Below are 21844 nucleotides of genomic sequence, written 5' to 3'. Positions count from 1 at the left end.
CTACTTTCGGTGTTTCACAAACCTTGACTAAGGAAGCCACTGCTATCTGCTACCCGGCCCCCAACTCTTCAGCCAGCAATTGTAAGCCTTGATTAGCTTCTTCAAATCGTTTGAGTTCGACCGCATAAGATTCAGTAACCGTTTCGAGCAAGGCACTTCCCGCAGTAAAGTCAACATAGGCCATTACCGTATCACTACCCCACATCCAGTCAAAAATCAGGGCATAACCCTCCAAAACATAACCCTCGAGTTGTTTTAAGAGAGCCAGCATCGGCAATATTTCAAGATAGTTTTCACTGAAGTTCAAGACGGCAAATGTCCAGTGTTGCTTTTCCTCATCATAATACTCCTTCGCACCGTAAAATCTATCCTTAAGCAGATTATCGAAGACTTCACGAATGCGCGCCTGTGAATAACTTGGAATAATTTCCAACGTTGTTTTGCTGTACATCTGCCGGCTCTCCCACCACTGCGACCAATTATCGTCTTTGTTCGGGGAAATCGGTTTAAAAGAAAAAAACTCGTTCAATCTCGATTTTTCTATTTTAATACTTATGTAAAGGCTATCCAATTCCATACGATTGTTCTAAGATATTCTTAACTTCTTTTTTAAACGTTACCGGCTCGACAGTTTGATCTTACCATCGCTATCAAAATCCGAATTGTCCGTCACTCTTTTTAGATTTAGTTGCTTTAAAGACAAGCCTTCCTGCAGCGGTACACCCGCAGAATTTATCTTAAATAAGGGATAGGATAGTGGTTTTTCACCCCATTCCAACACAAAATGGTAGCCATCTACAATCTTCTGCTGATCGTCAGTTTTGAGAATTAAGATATTATGAAAAGTTTGCTCCGGTTTGGCAGGATCACTATTCGGTGAGATACCCCGAGCTTTATAGGTGGCGATAAATTTATAATAGTGGTACTTGCCACCGATCGGATTAAATATTAATTCCCGACTATTATTTTCCGCAACCAGATCCGAAAAAGACCGCTCAAAATTGTCCAGTAATTTGTAATTAAAATCGGTATTGAGCTTATTGGCGACCAATATATAGGTCTTTGCATCTTGACCGGTGCTACTCCCCTGCGTTTGAATTTGTGCGTGCACTGAATAGCCACAGAAACAGGATAACAATACAATTATTAAATACTTCATACGCTAAAATATTAAATTTTGGGCAGTATTTGCCCAACTGATGATTAAATAGACATTTCTTCAACAATAGATACGTCCATTACAAACCTTCTTCATTCAGCCGACATCTCAAACCAGCGCTTAAAATCAGCAGCATCATACCGGCTAACCATTACCTCCTCATGCTTGCCGAAGCTATCTTTCAACGCGATAGCCAGCACCCCATTGGCTAAAGGCTTGTATCCTTTTATAATACTCCGATTGACGATATAACGCCTGTACATCAGATAGTATTGATCGTGATCAAGTACCTTCATCAGGTTGTCGAGACTATAGTTGTGGGTATACTCGCGGCTTCCGGTTAAGGTAAGCAGCCTTTTGTCATCTGCCGAACTTTTGATAAGCGCAATCCCATGCAGCGGCACGTAATTATCTTCGTAACCATACTTTACTTTCAGACAGGAATCGAGACTAACCGCATCCGAAATATCGTCTACCCGTTCGGCCTCCGCTTTCAGCTGCAGCTCTTCGTAGGTGACAATGATTTCCCGGAGGACTGTTTTCTCAATTTCGGCCTCTAAGTATTGATCTTTCACAAATCGGGCAAACCGCATCACATACATCACCATAAAGAGCAGATTCAAGATGAAAATAAACAAAAACAGGAACCCAAATTCGTTGGACAGGTAGCGCATAATGACTCGCCAACCTTCTTCGTTAAATGGTAAAAATACCAGCACGGCGAAAATTACGGTGAGCAACGAAGGCAATACTAATCCGTATAGAACCTGCCTGATTAGCCTAGGTTTAAAATCCGTCAGCCAAGAGCGTTTCCTATCCATGTACCTGTTAAAAATATGCATACCGCTAAGCACCGCCATCGCGATCGATGCTGAAAGAAGCCAGTATAGATAAAATTTCGGTGCCGAATACCGTGCATCGAAAACAAGAAACGCGCCGGGCGAACAGAAAAAATTACCCAATAGAATCGCCAAAAGTAGCTGGAGCCTAATCGGTAAGTAGTGGACATGGATCTCGGAATGAAAGGTTTCGATAAGCTTTTTAGTCTGCATAAAAATTGTAGAATTGATTAAGGCAACCTAAAATAACTAATTTATCAAATAAAAAAACAAAACAGCCTTACAGTATTTTGTCACAACTGAAGAAATACTGCCTTATTTCACTGTAAGCGCGCAGTGCAGACTACCGTTCATCCTATAATTTCATTTTTATAACATCTTAGAAAACTCTCTATAGAGAGTTTTAAAGCAAGATTTAGACATTTGTGCTATACCATTCATTCCGATGCCAACATTTTACCTTGCCTTCGAGGAAAGACCTTGTTAATTTTATAATAGCATAATTCATTATTGGATGAACAATTACAGCAATGCCATTTGGTGCAGACCGAATGACGATGTACCTTAAAAAAATAAGTTATGATCCGATCGTTGAACCAACTGGAAGATGCCATTCTTGCTTATGGCATACTGCAGGATAGCCCAAATGGGAATTATATACCAAGTGACGAAGCGATCGTCATCGCCTGCGATGCGCTGATACGCGATTCGGAACAGCTCTATATCAGTCACGCGAAATCGCGCATGGCCAAAGAATCTTTTCGCCGCTATTACACCAAATTCAGGCTGCTATTTGACAAGCTTTACCTGTACAAGGCCCAGCAGCCGGATGATACCATTAAAAAACTGCACGAGAGTATTAGCCAGAGCATTCAGCGCTTTAAAGAGCATATGAATCCGTCGGAAGAGCTGCCCGTATACGACCAACAGCTGCTCAAATCGAACAGCCTCACAAAACTTGCTCAATTATCGGTGCACTTACAGGCCAAGCAGCTTGACGAAAAATATCTTTTAGAAATCCAATATGGTCTAAATAGCCTGTTTGACGAGCATAAGCCGCCCAAGCTCCTGTACTACCATGTCGAATGGCTGGAAACTTTCCTTTCGGCACTAGAAAGCCTTGCGCATGATAAACGTGTCAAGCATTACGCCAAACGTTTTATTGAGTTACTGATCCGCTACAACTTTAACTATCTCGGCTTATGCAACCGCTGGCATGAACAGCTCGAAGCGCAGATCGATGTGCTCTCCCGCTCGGAAAAGCTGTCTATACTGCTGCTTATGGAAAAAGAAATTACCCATTATCATCCCCTGCCGATGCTTTATTACGACATTGAGCAACCCCATCTCAAAACAACGATGAATGAATACATTTGGGCCGAACTGGATTATCTTGAGAAACTGTCGAAACTGGAATCGGTAGAAAATAATTACCGCCCCGGGATTCCCGCATCTTCCAAAGGGATCCATACGACGCTGACGGGCGAGGGTCTTACCTGCCTATTCCACTATTGCAGTAAAGTGGGCCTGTTTAAAAATAAGCATAAAAGTGATGCAGCCATTGGCGTAGCGCAGCATATCGTTACCGATCGCGGCAACCGTATCACGGCCAATCAGCTGGCCAAATTCAACAAATTCGAACATATACTCAGCCTCTATATCATCGAAGACAAGCTGAAAGAAATGCTGCATTTCATAAAAAAAGACATCGAAGAAGTGGAGCGAAGAAAATAATGGCCTTTTCAAAAAAACTTGGGGGATTCCACTTTATCCCCCTCCCGTGCCGGCACATCCCGCATAGCCTATTGTCCCCAAAAACAGCACGCTGCATCCTTTGCATGCGCTACTCCCGCTGCTCTCGGTTATACTAGCAGTAACACCACCATATCCCCAATTACATCAGTCACCATTGCCCCAGCTGCTTTAAAGGCGGTTTGCTTGGCGAAATCCTTCTATATAAGATTGCCGCTTATTGTCTTTTCTTTGCTTTCAGACTTACACAGTATGCAGCATGAAAGCGAAAAAGATTACTTATCAGATCATCGTCATTACACTGATGGCACTTTGGATTCCGATCAGTCTGGACAAGTTTATCGACTATGAACTGTTCAAGTCTGCGATGATACAACAGCCGTTTAGCGACCGTCTGGGAATTTTACTGGCCAATACCTTACCTACGATGGAGCTTACGGTGGGCCTACTGTTTATCGTACCCAAGATGAGAGTATGGGCATTTGGACTCTCCGCATTGCTGATGGTCGTTTTTGTGGGCTATGTAAGCCTAGCGGTCTTAAACGTATGGGGCAAAATCCCCTGCGGATGCGGCCTTGTATTCCATCACGTGGGCTGGATGGCGCATCTGTGGCTCAATATCGGATTTTTACTGATCAGCCTAATCGGCTTGTACCTGGAGTTATCCGTGTTTAGAAATTATGGTTCAAAAAATAGCAATAATAGCCATAGTGGGGGGCATCATCCCCTACGTATAGCGATAAATTCAGAAGCTCAAGATGTCATGAAATTGAAAACCAGTCCTAGGTTAAAAAAAGAATAGTGTACCCGATTAACAGCTGAACTTGGATTCGAGGCTGATCCAGGTGAAGGGCGCGTCTGCCAAAAGACACTTGTGGTGTTCCAGCGCTGCTGTCGATGGCTACGTACAGAAAACCGACGCAGTGAAGGGATAAAAAAGAAATTTAAAAAATTAAAGTAAAAAAACTTAAAAATTAAAGACATGAGAAAATCAGGTAATTTTATTAAAAAACACGGTTTGGCCGTATTTGCCATGACACTTTTATTAGGTTATGGAGGTTTTAGTTATGCAAAATCGATGTTCAGTACGCCTTGGTATCAAATTACAAGTATGGCATCTAATCCGAACGACGACCAATTGGGAAGTGCAACACCTGATCCCACATCGGGCGGTGAATGTGATTCCGAAGAAAAAAATACACGCTGTAACGTACAATTCAACAATCCGAACAATCACGATCTTTCAAACAAAACCGTCGCTCAAGCCTTGGCTTTATCTGGTGTAAGCATCAATGACTACACGTACAGAGACAATCCAAACTAATAATTTATACCTATCAGCCAGCCCTAACTAGGGCTGGCTGATAACTTAAGGGTTTTGTTCAATATTGCTTTTTAGCATCACATCTTTAGGGATGGGAAAAATATATCGGGTACTATTCGGCAGTAATTCATATTCCTTATCGTTTACCCTCCGCTTTAGTCGCATGGCATGATCTTCCTCTCTATTCAAGCGCCTTAAATCAGACCATCTTATTCCTCTTAACAACAATTCTTTCTGTCGTTCCAATAAAACCACTTGTAATGCCTGCTTTTGAGATGTACTTGCTATCGGCTGAAATTTTCCAGAAACAAACCGCTTAGATAGCAACTGGTTGAGTACATCAATTCCTTGATCAGATTGCCCCAATCGAATTGCACATTCAGCTTCATTGAGCAACAGTTCATCCCAAGCATATCCGGCAAAATGGTTTACATTTCCTAGATAGGAACCTTTGTAAAGAATATTACCTTTAGCATCCTTTTCAAAAAACAGTTTTTTTCGCAGGTCATTATCATCATAACTGTTATAAAACTCAATGGGTATTAACAGTTTTGTTTTACTGGAAAAATTTGAGCTATTTGATCCGTCAATATAGATTAATTCTTGATTTCCATTGCCATAGGTAGGAAAGGGATATGCTTTTGTACCCGATATCGTATTATAGTCGAGTACAACCCCACCAATAGCTCTGGCCTTGGCGGCACAATCGAATGCCTGTTTATAGTCACCCAGTTGCATATAGCACCGTATCAATAACAGGTATGCTGCCACTTTGCTGGGCGAATACATATCTACACTTCTGTCAGGCAACATCCCTATCGTCAACAGCAGATCGCTGATGATCTGATTATAGGTCTGTGTTACAGTAGAACGTGTTGTCATTAAGTTGATATCGCTCTCTAATTTGAGCGGTATCCCAAATCTATCCCATTCTGGCATACCTGCAGGTGCAGCAAACTGTTGGGCAATACTAAAAAAAGCATCCGAGCGAATGAACAATGCACTCCCCTTTATACGGTTGTGGTCTGCATTTTGAACAGGAGATTGCATCTGATCTAATCTTTCAAGTATCACGTTGGCGTAGAGGACACGCTTATAAAGGTTGTTCCAATCGGGCACATTCTCTTGCGTATTCACTATTTCTTCAGACCAATTGTAAGCAAACTTTTGCAGCTGCGAGCTCGCCAAATTCCAGGTGTTATCCTCCACATAAAACTCACCTGCCGCGATCGTACCCAAAGACTTACCTGCCCCGACATTGATGGTCGAATAATCATTCAATAATGCATCCAAATCTTCCAAAGATTGTGGGATAACTTGAGACTTGTCCCTCTTCAGTTCCAGAAAATCAGGATTACAGCCCGTTAAAAAAAGCAGCACAGCCATTATCATATTTCTTTTCATATTCATCGTATTAAAGGTTAATCTGAAAACCCATAATCCATGTCCTCGGATTAGGATAAGTAACATTTGGCATGTCGGGAATTAGCCCCAGAGTATTAGCCCGATAGATCCATGCGACATTCCTGACTGTTGCAAACAGCCGACATTCTTTATTTTTTAAAAAGCCCGGAAATGTGCGGTAAGAAAACTGTAAATCGGCCAATCTCAAGAAATCCCCCTTTTCATACATCAATGCTGAATTCACATAGAGCTCATCGCGGCTGATATTTTTATCTCCAGGAAATACCGGTACAGACGTGGTCTTTTCATCACCCGGCACCTGCCACCTTTTTAAATAATCCATATGTCCTACTCCACTGGTGAACAACTGACTATAATTGATCGTGCTACGCCTAAAATAAAAACCAAATTTATAATCCACACTCGCGCTCAAGGAAAAGTTTCCATAAGAAAACGTATTCCTAAACACCCCTGCATAGGGCGGAAATTTCATGCCCATATCTGCGAGGTCATCTATTTTTGCATTATTCATATATGCCACATAGTCTTTCGTCCCATCCGGGGCTAAAAGTTCGCCCGTCGCAGGATCGAGCCCACCCGATTGCCATGCATAATTCAGGTCCAGACTCTTACCAACAATAGGAATCGGCGTCGAAACCATTGTGGACATGGTCACATTGGAGTTTGCCATATAATCAAGTACCTTGTTTGCTGTATAGCTGAATGAGAGCGAGCCATTCCATTTTAGACGATTTTTACCCAGGTTGGCATTCACCGTCAGATCCACACCCTGTGTACGAAGCTTCGCATAGTTCATCAAGTTAGTAATCTGATAGAAACCAGTTTTTTCAAAAATACCAGTTGTTGGATCCATAAAGTTAACCCCTATCAGATCACTTGCATTTTTCTGATAGTACTCTACAGAACCGGAAAGCAAATTATTAAACAATCCAAAATCTAGTCCGATATTGACCATCCGCACTTTCTCCCAACGCAATCCCGGATTTCCGACACTTTTTAGTTGTGCATAGCTTTTTTGGGTAACAAAATTGACATCACTGAAAAACGACGTAATTGGATAAACACTAACGGTGTTATTGACATTGCCGCTTACCCCATACGTTGTTCTGAACTTTAGGCTATTTATCCAGTCTGATTTCATCCAGTCGAAACGATCCAGATTAATTGCACTACCTACAGACCAAAGCGGTACTCCTTTCTGATTCGTCTTTACACCGAAAAGGTTTGAGGCGTCCCAACGCAGGCTAGCGGTGAGCGACAGCTTGGCGTCATAAGTATAGGCACCATTGAAAAAATACGATAAAAATCGATCTGTCAGTGACACCATCCCTGTTGGAGGAGATGGTACCGTCGCTGAACCCAGCGGCCTCAGTGGATAAAATGTGGCATAATCCAGATTTGATTGCGCTGTCAATACCGCATCGTTGTAGCCATACAGTCTATATCCGGGGTTGGAGAAGCTTTTTGTCTCGCGAAGCTCTGCACCTGCAATGGCATTGACCGCATTCTTCTCGCCATATTGCCGATTAAAATCCACCTGTATTCTTCCAGACTGGGATGATATTTCGTTATTAAACCCTTCTTTGATGGCCCCCTCAGGAATAATACGTTTAAGATCGGGTTGCGTGTACTGATTGACAAGATTCCGGACATAATACGAGTCAGCATCATACATATTGGTTTGATCTGTACGGAGCCGTTGATTTTGATATTTCATAGAAAGCTTCAAGCCATCCAAGATTGTATAACCCACCCCCAAGTTGATCAAAAGATCTTTTGTATTCGATCTTCTGTCTCTAAGTTTGGCCTCGTTTAGCGGCACATAGTTCCAGTCCAGGAGACCATTGACTACGGCCTGATCGACGTAATCTTTGGCATATCGTCCTGTAACGGAAATAGGAAACCCATTTTCATCGACCAATGCAGTATAATTCGGGAGCTCCCTGCTCCCGACCTTTAGTCCCTGCAATGTCAAACCGTTATTCTTTGTTTCCATCCAGGCATAATTAAGTCCAAAGGAAAGATCTAAATCTTTTGTCAGTTTGATCTGGTTGCGGAGGCTGAGGGTATTTCTTTTATTGTTGTTGCCCTTTACATTGGAATTATTCTTGGAAAAGGATGAAGAGAGCCAATAACTATAGATAGATCCACCGCCATTTAGCGCCAGATCATATTGTTGCAACAGCGCGGGTCTATAGAGATAGTTGCTCGCATCCTTTCTAAGATCGTGCTGTGCAAGCCAATTCCTTTTCTCAACAAACTCCTTTTCCGAAATGGCGCTGTTTTTACGATCCATTAACAAAGTGATATATTCTGGCAACGCTGAATAATCCGAAGCATCAAAATTATCCAGTTCAAAGAGCTTATCTTCTACATCAAGCATGGAAGCCGAAGGAAGATAATCAAGGGAATACAAAAGATCAGGACGCTGCGACAACTGCCATGTACTGCCAAATACAAGATTATTAGATTGCGCAAACTTTCCCTTCTTGGTGGTAATGACGATTACGCCATTCCCTGCTCTCGCCCCCCAGATGGATGCCGCTGAGGCATCTTTCAGTAAAGTGATGGATTCGACATCGTTTGGATTAATCGAATTCAATGAACCCTCATACGGAAAGTTATCCAAAATAATCAATGGTTCAGTCTGAGAATTGATCGTGCTCAGCCCTCGCAGCCGCAGCTTAGGATCTGTTGAGAATTCGCCTGAATTAATTGACCGGTCAAACTGTAATACCGAACTTATCCCTTCGAGCCGCTCAATAATATTCGGATCGGGATTGCGATTCAGCAAATCACTGTTGATCATCTCAAAAGAGCCCGTTGCACGCTCCTTTGGAATACGATAATATCCTGTAGAGACTTCAACTTCTTGAAGCACGTTAACCCTTTCCTTTAAGACTATTTCAAAAAAACGACTTTTACCGGGGTCGATAAAAATGCGCTGAGTTATTTTTCCGGTTCGGGTCACCATTAAAGTATCAGGCCTAACCAAAGCAAATTCGAATTTTCCGAGCTGATCAGCCCGTATCAATCCCCCTGTTCCAACAAGTCTCAAGCTTACATGACCGAGTCCGTTTCCCGCTTCATCTTTTACGATGCCACTCACCATTTGCTGCCCATAAGCATGCCCTAAAGTCCATATTCCAACTATGAACACAAACAAACATCTACAGATTTTCATGGTCTTTGGAATTTGAATGATCAACGGACTGACTTATGTGCAAATAAGGGGTTGGTTTCTCCTCGATGACGATCTGTAAACCATATTGCTTCAGTAGATTTTGAATATTTCCAAACTTTTGCTCTTGTGCTAGCGCAATAGGAAAAGAAAATTTAGCCGGAAAATCAGATGCTATTCCTGTCCGATCCCAGATCCTATATTCTGTCAATTCCAACGACTTTAAATTTTTGAGCGCATTCTCAATGAATAACTTAAAATGCGGTTGGTCACCAAAAGGGACAACGTAGTTTTCGTAACCTTTCTTTGGCGGACGCTGTAGCGTTCGGGATAATCTTATCTCCGCTTGTTTGATGGTATTCAGCGGGATTAGAATCGGGTAGCGTCTCATTTCACCGTATTGCACGTTTGCTTTGAGCCCAAATTTGCCTTCAATCTGAGCAGCCAGTAACTTTTGCATTTTTATTCTTGCCCCATTGATCCCGCTGTCTCTCGGGACGCGCACCATAATGCTAAAATAATGCTGCCGCTTCCAATCTTCCAACTGCTTATCTTTGTATAGATCGCCCGTCCAAGTTTCCTTTGGTTTACTTTCTTCCAGATATGAAGTAAAATCAGCTCCGACATTCCATCTAATCGCGCTCTTTTTGCTTTGGTACGGATATATTTGGTCTTTATAAGCTTCTCGATAAATACGATCTATGGTTGAATTAATGGTATACAGCGATAACGAATCTCTGGTCTTAAACACGTTAAAATTTGTTCCAGTATAGCCTGCAATATATCCAACCAATTTACTGTCTTGGCTATCGTAAATAACATGATCAGGTAATCCATTATCCTTAGTAAAAAGCGTCGTGTTCGTATCGATTAGCTTAACCTCTGTTTTATTGAAGACTTCAAACTTACTATCGTTTAAAACTGCATTGATATTCGCTGTATTGGCATACCCCGCTTTTGGGGTTGCTATGACACGGCCATCTTTGATCCATACCATAAACGGTAACGCTTGGTGAGAAAATCGAGTTGTGAGGAAGCTATCTTCATAGATTGATTGATAATCCCACTTAAAATAATTTAGTGTTTTCGATATATCTTTCAATCCAATGGTAGTGACAGGTATGATGACAACTTTATCTTGATCCCAGTTTTTTTTAAGCGAATCAAGCTTTTTTAAGGAGCCTAAGCAAGGGCTACACCATGGAGCCCAGAATTCTAATATAATCAGCTTATTTTTATGCAACGAAAGATTGGTCTGTGATACGGCTTTGGAGCTCCAGTCAACGGATTTGTGCACGTAAGTGTAAAAATCATCGCCGACAGGATCACCCACTTTCAACGCCCGAATAGCAGTTAGCCCATCGGCCCCGCTGTCCTTGCGGGGCGTCTGAGCGGATAAACTAAACATAGAAACTAAACATAAAAACAAGCATGTCAAAATGTTGCGATAGGCACGCTTATAATCTGCAACAGATAAAAAGTATTTTAAAGCCCGCTGAACAACTGGACCTATTAATCCAAGCAAAGTATCAAGTTGCAATATAAGGAAGGCACACATCGCCTTAAAAGACCTTAAAACAGACCGGTTAGGTTCAACTCTATCGGTTGATACAGGATCTACTACTAATTTTTCAACCAATACCTGCTCAATAGGTAACCAATTTCCCCCTTTCTCCCAGCATTGCTCGAATTCTCTTCGGGTGGGCTTCGGGTCTCCTTCGGATAAAATACGAGTAACGGTAAAGCAAAACCCGAGGCCGACCGCATGAAAGGCAGGAATTGTGGCGAAGTTGGTCAGGCAAAAGTCCCTAGAAAATGATACCTCTCCCCCTAGTCTGCTGGCCTTCGGCTCGGCTTCGAGACTTATTCGGGACATATTCGAGACAGGCTTGGCATTTCTTCGACTCGGCTTCGGCAGGGCTTCGACTGCGCTTCGGGTAGGAGTCGAAGCGCTGTCGAACAACAGTCGAAGCGTTCCCGAAGAAGAGTCGACGTTGGTACGAAGCAGTGTCGAACGATCCTCAAGCAAAACCCGAAGGCTGCCCGAGGAAACGGCTGTTTTAATTTGATTTTGAATTTCACTATTACAGCGCTTTTTTAGTCTAATTTTCTTACGCAACAGTTGCGTAAATCGCGCTATAGCTGCACTTAAGCAGTGCTTCACAGGAACTTTAAATATATAGATTATACAGCCCATTACAAAGGCTAAAAATTTCAGGATATTCATTATTTTTTTGTTAGTGGTTTTGAGAAAGCTGATAAAAAAAATCAAAGATTTCCTTGCTACTTTCGAGTTCGCAAGCAATAAATCTGTTGCTTCGGAGAAATGAAATTTCTACCTCCGATAGATTGATCTTTTTGTAATGAATTAGAAAATATGCCATTACCATGCGAAACAATGCGACGGAGAAATTCTGTACATCAGTTGTACTGATAGTAGGATTAACTCCCCTTTCTCGATCGAAATAAACAGTTAGCAGTTCTACTAGATGATTGCGACAAGAGTCCATATCATACTTAGTCCAAAAATCTTTGATACATGCTACTGGATCATACTCCAGATGATGGATTTCGTACATCGCCAGGTCAAAGGCGACGAGTTTTTTAAAAAGCTCTTTCATTTTTTTAGGCTTTTGAGGGCGTGTTTTTGCATAGATTTTTTGGAAAAAATAGGGTAAAATATCCCCCTATCGAGCCCAAAGTCTCAATACAGCTTACACTGTTAAAAAATTTTAATTAACTAAACCTCAGAATGCCGTTTTACTCTTTTCGTTACTGGTTATATAATATGATCGTCACGGACATCCACAATGATAGGAAGAACCGACCCTTTGTTGTGTTACGACAATATTTTGAATAGAAATTTGTCTTCGAAGAAAAGTTTGCCTAGATTTATGCTGCAAAACAATTATCTAGTACTAGCCATCTTCTTGCCTTTTATTCTCTATTTAAATATTGAAGTAATGGGTCGGTGGCAGACACGCATAAGGGAAGTATGGCAATTCTGTTGAACAGAGATGCCCAGTCATTTTATTTCTCCTCTCCTTTTACGTGCTGTGTACAGTTAAATGATTAATCCGGCGCGCGGATTAAATTTTTGAAATGTTGCTTAGCGGAATACCGAGTAAGTCGATCCTTGATCTGGTACTGGTGAATTAAGGTTTTAAAAAATGTCGTTCTCATAATTTGGTGATTATTTAAGAACAACTTTTCTCCGAAAGTATAAACCACCTTATAAAATACAAGGGGTGGCTTGCACTTTAGACCCACGGGTGACTAGCCCATTCGTCTATGTCTCGAGAGACATTTTGACTCAGCCATCTAAAGTATCGCAAGACCACCCACATGCTTTATATACAAAAGTAGTAAAACTTTTTAAGCATGGGGCGATCTTAACGGTTCCCTCGATGGAATTTTAGTCGTTTGTGGGTCGAGAAAACATCGTTCAATATGGCTAATAGCCTTATTGTCTAATCGCTAAACAAAGATAAGAATTGGTTTCCATTAAAACAAAATAAAAACAAAGGAAACCTATGTAATTTTTAAGATTATGGATGAAAAGGAACTCCTAGCTATAGAAATAGCAAATTTCGCAGAGTATGTTTTAGCAAGAAAAGCTGAATCAGGATTGGCAATTAAAAACTTTGCAAAGATGGTTGATATGACAAAGGGGGAAATTAGTAAAATTACAAATCAACAGAGAAAAAGCGTTTCTGTGCACTCCTTCCATAAAATTACTGTATTCTCGGGTGACATTATCGAAAATGCCATCAAAGCCGTATATACACATAGAAATTTAGAGCTAAAAAACGGAGAAGAAATTGAAGAAAGAAGCAACTTTGGTATTTTCATGAGAAATGAGGTTGAAGTCCAAGGAAAGAACATGTTTGATTATATTTTAAACAAAACAGGAATTGATAAGAAGAGACTAACTGACATATATTACAATGGAGGCACGCCAGAGCCCTATGAATTCATCCTTATTGAAAAAGCAACTGGAAGAAAGATGGGTGAATTAATTGAAAAATATGTTCTAAAGTATCCGATTAAGAAGAAGGGGGAATGATCTAAGAAGGAATACAAACTTTTAATCTGTGGGTCCTGAGTTCGAGCCTCAGCGGGGTCACTTTCAAAAAAGCCATTTTACGTAAGTAGGATGGCTTTTTTTGTGTGTTTAGAGTGCCTTTAAAGCTGCTTTTTCATTTTTGTCATACCGAGAAGTTATTAAATCTGTTAATTACTTCTTTGTTCAAAGATACTAAAAAATGGTCATTTTAGGGCCTTTTTGTCTCGCAAAGTGTCTCACTTTTGTCTCGCAAAATAGGGAAAAATCAATATTGAACTCCTTTTGGGGTACTTAAATCTTTAAAATGTATAGACAAATCTATTGTTAGAACAGTAATTTAAAAATATTGTTAATATACTTTGTTTTTTGAGCCCTAAACAGGGCTTCTGTTCTCGCAACTGTTCTCGCTAATTTATATGATAAAACCTCCTTCCCCTTTTTATAAAGTTAAGGAGGTTTTTTATTTTTTTTAAATTTTAACGAGTAGCGAACCAAATGCTCTCTAATTGAATAAGACAAGAAAGTTGTGAGAACCCAAAATTTTTAAGGGGTATAAAATATAGAAATGAGTTCTCAAAAATAATATGGATGTGTAATCCATCGGGTAATATCCCCTATTCTATTAGAAAGCTTTTCGTTATCCAAATATCCTCTAAGATATTAAGCCAGTTCTTTCGCTCGCCGTCCTGCGAGTTGAACGAAGGTCGTTGAAGAAAAGTGCGAAGCGCGATTCAACGATATCTATGAAATAGACGAAGCCTCTTGGCGGTATTTTTGAAATAGGGGCTTGTGACCTGGGCTTATCAAAAATAGTGACAAGAGCGAAGCCTGAGTGAACAGCAGGCGAGCCAAACTCCAAAAGCTTGAAGATTTTTAATGGGTGCGCAGCACTTATTAAAAAGATTTAGGTGCTTTTATGAAGTGGAGGGATTACTAAGGCATCAAGTATGACAAACTGCGGAGCATTAAAAAAGAATTGGATGCAATCCGATTTCTTTTTTAACTCGGTTTGGCATATCTTTATGCTAGTGATTCCGAAACGGAATGCCATATTTCCGCACATTTGTTATTTTCGAATTGAAATTAATTATTTTTTTAAGATTAAAATATTCATAAATATTTTAAATTTGTCATTCCGTCATATTATGAAATCAAGAATTAACCTGTTTAAATAATGAATATAGCAGATATACTTAAGAAGGTCGAAGTCGTTAACAATTCAATAGAATATTGGTTTGTTAGAACCGATTATGGAAAGCTCTTTGAACAGTTTCTAGAAGGAGGATATATTGCTATTGGCTGGGATTATGTTACAGTGAAAGAATTGGATGCCTTAAACGAAGATATTATTAAAAAAAGAATAGCAGAAAAAGAAGAATTTGATTTAGAAACGACCGCAGGAAAGTCTAATTCAACGTCCGTCTATAATAAATTAATGACTTTTAAGAATTTGAAAAAAGGTGATATCGTTGTTATGCCTAGTAGAAATTCTGATCGTTTAGCATTTGGAACAATAGAAGATGATGATGCTTTCACTGCTGACGCGGAAAGCTTTACGAAAAGAAGATCAGTAAATTGGCATGAGGTAAAACAAATAGATGATTTGAATGCAATTTTCTATCAAGTAAAGTCTAATCAGCATACAATAAGTTCTATTAATAGATTTGCACCACATATAGATAGAGTTGTTGGTAATTTATTCGAAAAAAATGACTTTACGCATTACGTTTTAAAGATTGAGAAAGATGAGGATATAAATTTCGAGGATCTAAATACTCTAATGTCAAACATAAAAAGCTTGACCAAAGAGATTAACAAGGAGTTTAAACTTGATGAAGATATGGATGAGTTTTTTATCAAGATTAACCTTCAATCTAAGGGAGCTGTAGAATTAATTAAATCCGGAAAAAGTTTAGCAATTTTGGCATTTCTATTGTTCTGTTCTTCTTGTGGAGAATTACACAAGCAAAAGGATCCCGAAATAAAAAAATTCATTGAAAACAATGGAGATAAAATAGAAAATACAACAAAAGTATTGGATAGTTTGCGTGCGAATACAGACGAAATGACAAAACCTTTTAGTAAAAAGTAATGGAAAGCGGTTTCATAGGTGGATCTGAGAATCTATATAAATATTTAGTCACTATAGGGCTTCTCCTTATAGTTGGGACTATTTATTACCCTTTGAAAGAGAAACAAAGTTTAGAATTACTAAATATTACCTTAAATAATGAGGTTCGATCCCTCGCAGTAAAAATAGAGGAGAACGAAAAGAAGATTGGGCAACTTAAAAAAAATAAATTGAATTTTGAAAATGAGCTTACAGAAAGAGAAAAGGTTAATCAAGAAAACAAGCTTATTCAGATTGAGACAGAAAAAAAGTACGAAGAAGTTGTAAATAGAGAGAAATACATTTCAATATATAATGTTCTTTTCTGGATATTTTTACCTATTGGTGTAGCATTATGTGTATTTGGATTTATCAAATGGCATGAAGCGAAGAAATGTGATGATGAAATTCAAAATCTAGAACGTCAAAAATTAGAACTTGAAGTGGAGAAACTTCAGTCCGAAAGAAATATTCAGAATCCTTAAATATTTTAGCAAGACCTTGCTTTATCAATTTAAATCTATACCATAATATTTTTTAATAAGGAAAAATAGCACGGCTATTATGATAGCAGTACCAATTGAGACTATCCACGGATTGCTTCTATTCTTTTTCTTCCGGTTCGGAATTGAAATATTCGTTAGGTTTTTATCACTTGCGATATTAATCCCTTGAGAATTATTTATAGTATTATTAATAGTAATAGTATGGTTTGGTATGGATTTATCCCCTTGGGTGTTTTCATAATTAGTCCTCGCAAAAAAAGATAAACCTGAATCCGTTAGTCTTACTATTTGGGGAGCAGGGAGATCAAAATTTGCACCCATATTGGCAACTTTGATATAGCCATCAGCTTTTGCTATTTCAAACAAAGATTTAGCATAGTTTTCATCCATTCCCAATTTGGAATAAACATTATACCACGCCATACCTTCTCGATTATTGTATAACAATCTCATTATTTTATCAAGATCAATCCATTGGGTGCTATCCATAGTTCTAAAATATATACCAAAATAGGTAAAAACCAAAGATATTAAAAGTATTATTTAAGCAGATATTTGGATTATTTTAATTGAAGAATTTAGCAGATTAAATTCCATGGAATAATGTTTCAAATTTATGAATTTTGGCGTATCTTAATGGCACAAATTCCGAAACGGAATGCCATATTTCTAAAAATATACAAACTAGATAATTATGAGTTTAATCGGCTTAGCTAGCAAGTGTGGAGTAACAAGTAGCTCATTACAGGATTTAATAAATGGGAATGTAAGAGTGGGAATATCAACTAAATTAGGTTTAACAACTAGTTCCCTTCAAACGTTTTTAAATGGAGGAACAAGTATTGGGCTTGCATCTAAAATAGGAATTACATCTTCCAGTCTTCAGCTATTAAGAAATCAGATTGGTCAAGAGGGGGCAGTGGGATTAATTATTGGACTGCTTATAAAGGAAAACTAATAGAGCTATTAGAACCAATATTGGCATTATTCAGATGATTTCTAATAAAATCTATTTTCCGTAATTAAAGAAATCAGCTTTATTTTAGTAGGATTATTTTCTATCTTGGCACGGCTAGCGTACAAAAATTTCAACTTTTTATAACTATGATCGAAACAACTGAAACTCCCCAACTTATCGTTGCGAGAGATTTGTCTTTCGTGGGAATATTGCATGATATAAAAAAATCTAATGTAAGTTTTCAACCTATTTTTGAAGCCTTTACCAATGCTATTGAGGCTATTAAAATACGACAAAGGGAAGATAACGGTTTTGTCAAAGGTAAAATTGAAATAGATATTAATGTAGAACAATTGACTGATGAAAATTATCAATTTAAATCTCTCTCAATTAAGGATAATGGAATAGGTTTTAATATTCAAGAATTTTCAAGATTCAATATTTTCAAGGATAATTCGAAGGGATTTAAAAATTTAGGGTCAGGTCGAATTCAATATGTTCATTATTTTGATAAAACTGAAGTTAAAAGTGTATTTAGAAATGATAATCAATATTTTGAAAGAGAATTTATTTTATCGAAACATGAAGCCTTTCTATCGAAGAATGCTCTTGTAAAAATGAAATATTTAAGATTATCAAAAGATTCAGAACCCTATACAAAAATAGTATTTAAAGACTTATTAGAGACTAATAGTTCTTATAATACTATGACTGACGTTACTTTAAAGCAGGAAATTCTTAAAAGATATATTCATTATTTATGTTTCAATGCTGATAATATTCCCGAGATACATATAAGATATTTTATAATGGGAGTCCAGAGTTCCGAGAGCAAAATTACAAAAAAAGACATTCCAACATACGATAAGAAAGAGAGTATTAGGATTCCTTATAAGGCAATCGATAAGAAGGGGGATAAAATTGTCGAATTAAAAAAATCGGAAGAATTTGAGTTGACCACTTTCAAACTAAATAAAGATTTGCTAGGTGAAAATGACATAAAGTTGATCTCAAAAGGAGAAGTGGTTGAGGGAACTAAAATTGCATTAACAGGCATCTCCAAAAATGATTCAATTAAAAGCAAAAGATATTTGGTTTTAGTTTCTGGTAATTACATAGATACAAGAGATTCTAATATTAGAGGGCAATTGGATATTCCACTTTCAAATAATAATAAGGCTTTTAGTGCTTTCAATTCTGAGATAATTTTCTTAGATGATATTCAGCAGTCGGTAAATAGTAAATTGTCATTGTTATATCCTGAGATTAAAGAAGTTAATGACCAGCATAATAATGATTTGAGACAATTAAGAGAGATGTTTTTAATTGATGATGATACCAGCGTAGAAATATCAATTAACGATGATGACAAGAAAATATTAGAGAAATTCTATGAGGCTCAGGCTAAAAAGGAAGCGAAAATTGATGCAGCTATAAAGGAAACAATTGACAAATTAGATGAACTTGACACAACATCTAATATTTATGAGGATGAATTTGAGAGGAAAATTCAACAGCTTGTGAAAATTATTCCAGAGCAAAATAGAAGAACTCTTAGCCATTATGTCGCTCGTAGAAAGTTGGTACTCGAACTTTTTGATAAAATTCTAAATAAGAAGTTGAAGGTTCAAAATTCAAAAGGGAGAGAGAAGGAAGAGGCCTTAATTCATAATTTGCTTTTTCGGCAAAAGGAGAATAATACTTTAGAAAGTGATCTATGGGTAATTAATGAGGAATTTATCTATTTTAAAGGAAGTTCGGAAGCAAAGTTAGTAGATCTAAAACTAGATGATAAAAAAGTTTTCAGAGATAAGTTTGAAGAGGAGGAGAATAAATATTTACTTTCTTTAGGACAAAATAGATTAGAAAAGAGACCTGATGTTCTATTATTTCCCGAAGAAGGAAAATGTATAATAATTGAATTTAAAGCGCCTAAGGTTAATGTTTCGGACCATTTAACTCAGATAAATAAGTATGCTTTTTTTATTAGAAATTACACGAATAAAGAATTTGAGATCAAAACATTTTACGGCTATTTAATAGGGGAAGGTATAGAGGTAAATGATGTACTCGGAAGCGTAAGCTCTTTTGAACATTCATATCACTTTGATTATTTATATAGTCCCTCACAAAAAGTAATAGGAATAGATGGAAATGAAAATGGATCAATTTATACGGAAGTGCTAAAATACTCTGCACTTTTAAGTAGAGCGAAAATGAGAAATAGAATTTTCATTGACAAGTTAGGGCTTTAGTGTTGGCAGGTTTTCTATTTCGATTTTAAAAAAACGTACTCAGCTTTATATTATTAGCGAGATAATATTTCTTATTTGAATTTGTAATCCCACTCACGAAACCCTCCAAGTTTCAAGTGAGTGGGATTTTTAGTTAGATGTAGGACGAGTTATAAAGGTAGATGTAGGATGCTCGAAATCTTCTCTTACCAAAAGCGAAACCACTTTGGCAGAAAAAAACTTTTATTTTTTAATATCTCTTCTTTTACCAAAATCCCTCTTTCAAAGGTTAAATGGATAACTTTCTTGTAAACTGTATCGTAATAATCTCCGCTTGTAAGCTTTATGCGCCTTACTAGTTTGATCGTATCCGTCCTACGAACTACATGTTTGATTTGTCGATGATTTGTTTATAGTTCTGCGGTATCCGCCCTACGAAGTACGTATTTGATTACTGAATAATATTTTTATAGTTCTGCGGATACAGATCCTTTATATTTTTATGATTTATGGTTGCTATATTCAGTAAGACGTATTTTAACCATTGAAAAGGGTTTACCTCATGCTTTTTGCATATAGCGAAGAAAGAGTAGATCATTGCCGATCGCTGTGCTGCCTCATGACTTCCTGCGAACAGCCAGTTTTTGCGTCCCAGGGCAACCGGACGAATGGCATTCTCGATAAGGTTATTGTCAATCTGCAGATTTCCATCACGCAAATATTCCGACAGCATGTCCCAGCGCGCGTATGCATAGGCCATAGCCTTTCCGATCTGGCTTTTGGGCAATACGTTTTTTATCTCCTGGAATATCCATTTCCCCAGTTCGTTGATGACCGGCAGCGACTCTTTTAGCCGCAGCTCCCTGACCTGATCAGGTGATAACTTTTCTTCTTTGGCTTTTCGTGGGTATTTCGGAGTAATGATGCCAGTGATTTCGGTCAAACCGTGCCACTTAAAAGATCATACAATTATATAAAAAAGCTGTGATTATTCCTTTTTCAATATTCCTTTTCTTAGCGATTCACCTTTTAGGTCTATCCGATGTGAGGAGTTTACAATCCGGTCCAAGATCGCATCGGCAATAGTGCCCTCTCCGCCGATGACCTCGTACCAGGCCGATACCGGTATCTGGGATGATATTATGGTTGATCTTTTACCATGCCGGTCATCGATAATATCCATCAGTGTTTCCCGATCTTGGCTATCAAAAGCCTGTAAGCCAAAGTCATCAAGTATCAGCAGTTCCGTTTTCGTTAGTTTTTCCAGTTCTTTAAGGTATGTTCCATCAACTTTGCTCAATTTCAGCCTTTTGATCAGTCTTGCAGTTACTGTATATTGGGTTTTTACCCCTGTAATACATGCCTGATGTCCGAGAGCCTGTGACAGGTAGCTTTTTCCTGTGCCGGAAGCACCACAGATAATAATGTTTTCTTTTCGGAGCACAAAGTCCAGTGTACCCAGACGCGCAAACATATTTTTGTCCAGATTTCTTTCGCTGGCGTAGTTTATATCACCTAGACTGGCATTATGCCTAAAGTTTGCCTGCTTGAGCAAACGCTCTATCTTTTTATTTTCCCGGTCTTCCCACTGATGGTCAGTAAGTAACGCGAGGTATTCGTCGCAGGTCATACCTTCGAGCCTGTTTTCCTTAACGTACTGCTGGTGTAACTGGGCCATAGCTCCCAGACGCATGTCGCGTAGTTTTTCAACTGTCTGATTGTTCATTTTTTTGATTCTTGATTATTATTATTCATATGCGGAAGCACCGCGTATATTGCTGTGAAAAGGTATATGTGGTTTTTGGGGCTCAAGCTCATTCACAGATAAAAGCAGCCTGTCCATATTGTTTTTCAGGATATTCTTTATCCGTAGATAGGAGCAGCTATCTGTATCCAATGCTCTTTTACACGCATTGTTCAGACGCCCGGATCCATAGGCTCGGTGCAGATGGATAATTCCAAGGGAGCGTTTGTAGTTTATTTCGGGATAATCATGGGAAGCAAGTATCTTTTCGATGCATGCCAGAACATATTCCCCATGTGGCAGCGCTTTTTTTCTAAAGAATTCAGGGCTCCATTCCGAATAGAACTTATGTGTGCTGCTCAGGTGATCTGCGTTGGTGATGTAGCTGCCTTTGGTCAGATTGCGCTGGTGTAGCGCTATTCTTTCATGATTATAAAAGATCTCAATACGGCTCCCGGTGTAATGGATCATTGTTTCCTTTCCGATATACCGGTATGGAACACTATAATAACACTTCTCGGGAGAAAAGTATACGTAACCCATTTT

Annotated in this window: 18 protein-coding genes and 1 pseudogene; 8 read left to right on the top strand and 11 right to left on the bottom strand. The window is 38.6% G+C overall.

What is annotated here, in order from left to right; translation table 11 throughout:
• Positions 1 to 49: 49 nt before the first annotated feature.
• The 3 genes from B3E00_RS05395 to B3E00_RS05385 form a co-directional block, all read right to left on the bottom strand.
• Complete coding sequence (locus tag B3E00_RS05395) at positions 50 to 577, bottom strand: hypothetical protein (RefSeq protein ID WP_293937490.1); 528 nt, start codon at positions 575 to 577, stop codon at positions 50 to 52.
• Positions 578 to 616: 39 nt separating this feature from the next.
• Positions 617 to 1159, bottom strand: coding sequence for a hypothetical protein (locus tag B3E00_RS05390; RefSeq protein ID WP_293937487.1), 543 nt, complete (start codon positions 1157 to 1159; stop codon positions 617 to 619).
• Positions 1160 to 1251: 92 nt separating this feature from the next.
• Positions 1252 to 2211, bottom strand: coding sequence for a LytTR family DNA-binding domain-containing protein (locus B3E00_RS05385; RefSeq protein WP_293937484.1), 960 nt, complete (start codon positions 2209 to 2211; stop codon positions 1252 to 1254).
• Between the two features lie 366 nt (positions 2212 to 2577).
• Here B3E00_RS05385 and B3E00_RS05380 point away from each other — a divergent pair, with 366 nt between their 5' ends.
• The 3 genes from B3E00_RS05380 (at position 2578) to B3E00_RS05370 (ending at position 5074) form a co-directional block, all read left to right on the top strand.
• Positions 2578 to 3732: a hypothetical protein gene (locus B3E00_RS05380; protein WP_293937482.1), complete on the top strand. Its 1155-nt coding sequence runs from the start codon at positions 2578 to 2580 to the stop codon at positions 3730 to 3732.
• Positions 3733 to 4009: 277 nt separating this feature from the next.
• Entirely contained in the window at positions 4010 to 4552 is a 543-nt protein-coding gene (locus B3E00_RS05375) for a MauE/DoxX family redox-associated membrane protein (RefSeq protein ID WP_293937479.1), read from the top strand.
• A 180-nt stretch (positions 4553 to 4732) separates the two neighbouring features.
• A complete protein-coding gene (locus B3E00_RS05370; protein WP_293937476.1) occupies positions 4733 to 5074 on the top strand; it encodes a hypothetical protein in 342 nt (113 codons plus the stop codon).
• 45 nt (positions 5075 to 5119) lie between these two features.
• Here the strand turns inward: B3E00_RS05370 and B3E00_RS05365 are convergent, their stop codons facing one another.
• Genes B3E00_RS05365 through B3E00_RS05350 form a run of 4 tightly spaced genes read right to left on the bottom strand, consistent with a single transcriptional unit; the run spans position 5120 to position 12301 of the window.
• Positions 5120 to 6478 (bottom strand): RagB/SusD family nutrient uptake outer membrane protein, encoded by a 1359-nt coding sequence (locus tag B3E00_RS05365; RefSeq protein WP_293937473.1) that lies wholly within the window; start codon positions 6476 to 6478, stop codon positions 5120 to 5122.
• A gap of 10 nt (positions 6479 to 6488) precedes the next feature.
• Positions 6489 to 9683: a SusC/RagA family TonB-linked outer membrane protein gene (locus B3E00_RS05360; protein WP_293937470.1), complete on the bottom strand. Its 3195-nt coding sequence runs from the start codon at positions 9681 to 9683 to the stop codon at positions 6489 to 6491.
• Positions 9670 to 11907, bottom strand: coding sequence for a TlpA family protein disulfide reductase (locus B3E00_RS05355; protein ID WP_293937467.1), 2238 nt, complete (start codon positions 11905 to 11907; stop codon positions 9670 to 9672). Before B3E00_RS05355 ends, B3E00_RS05360 begins: the two co-directional genes overlap by 14 nt.
• 10 nt (positions 11908 to 11917) lie before the next feature.
• Entirely contained in the window at positions 11918 to 12301 is a 384-nt protein-coding gene (locus tag B3E00_RS05350; RefSeq protein ID WP_293937464.1) for a hypothetical protein, read from the bottom strand.
• 929 nt (positions 12302 to 13230) lie between these two features.
• On the opposite strand from B3E00_RS05350, the gene B3E00_RS05345 reads away from it, so the two are divergent.
• From B3E00_RS05345 to B3E00_RS05335, 3 genes are all read left to right on the top strand, one after another.
• A complete protein-coding gene (locus tag B3E00_RS05345) occupies positions 13231 to 13746 on the top strand; it encodes a hypothetical protein (RefSeq protein ID WP_293937461.1) in 516 nt (171 codons plus the stop codon).
• 1174 nt (positions 13747 to 14920) lie between these two features.
• A complete protein-coding gene (locus B3E00_RS05340; RefSeq protein ID WP_293937458.1) occupies positions 14921 to 15838 on the top strand; it encodes a hypothetical protein in 918 nt (305 codons plus the stop codon).
• Positions 15838 to 16341 (top strand): hypothetical protein, encoded by a 504-nt coding sequence (locus B3E00_RS05335; RefSeq protein ID WP_293937455.1) that lies wholly within the window; start codon positions 15838 to 15840, stop codon positions 16339 to 16341. Before B3E00_RS05340 ends, B3E00_RS05335 begins: the two co-directional genes overlap by 1 nt.
• A gap of 24 nt (positions 16342 to 16365) precedes the next feature.
• On the opposite strand, the gene B3E00_RS05330 is transcribed toward B3E00_RS05335, so the two are convergent.
• Positions 16366 to 16851 (bottom strand): hypothetical protein, encoded by a 486-nt coding sequence (locus B3E00_RS05330; protein ID WP_293937452.1) that lies wholly within the window; start codon positions 16849 to 16851, stop codon positions 16366 to 16368.
• A 205-nt stretch (positions 16852 to 17056) separates the two neighbouring features.
• Here B3E00_RS05330 and B3E00_RS05325 point away from each other — a divergent pair, with 205 nt between their 5' ends.
• Positions 17057 to 17320: a hypothetical protein gene (locus tag B3E00_RS05325; RefSeq protein WP_293937449.1), complete on the top strand. Its 264-nt coding sequence runs from the start codon at positions 17057 to 17059 to the stop codon at positions 17318 to 17320.
• A 146-nt stretch (positions 17321 to 17466) separates the two neighbouring features.
• The gene (locus tag B3E00_RS05320) at positions 17467 to 19575 is read left to right on the top strand and encodes an ATP-binding protein (protein ID WP_293937446.1); all 2109 of its coding nucleotides are present in this window, start codon (positions 17467 to 17469) and stop codon (positions 19573 to 19575) included.
• Positions 19576 to 20005: 430 nt separating this feature from the next.
• Here the strand turns inward: B3E00_RS05320 and B3E00_RS05315 are convergent.
• The 3 genes and pseudogenes from B3E00_RS05315 to B3E00_RS05305 form a co-directional block, all read right to left on the bottom strand.
• A pseudogene (locus B3E00_RS05315) lies at positions 20006 to 20467 on the bottom strand (IS66 family transposase); the annotation flags it as partial.
• 75 nt (positions 20468 to 20542) lie between these two features.
• Positions 20543 to 21280: an IS21-like element helper ATPase IstB gene (gene istB, locus B3E00_RS05310; protein WP_209578900.1), complete on the bottom strand. Its 738-nt coding sequence runs from the start codon at positions 21278 to 21280 to the stop codon at positions 20543 to 20545.
• Between the two features lie 21 nt (positions 21281 to 21301).
• On the bottom strand, positions 21302 to 21844 hold a 543-nt coding region (locus tag B3E00_RS05305; RefSeq protein ID WP_414712417.1), incomplete at its 5' end, for a Mu transposase domain-containing protein.

The sequence above is a fragment of the Sphingobacterium sp. UBA5996 genome (genome assembly GCF_002429765.1).
Lineage (GTDB): Bacteria > Bacteroidota > Bacteroidia > Sphingobacteriales > Sphingobacteriaceae > Sphingobacterium.
Note: the sequence above shows the minus strand (reverse complement) of the source record. Positions and strands in the feature narration are given on the sequence as shown.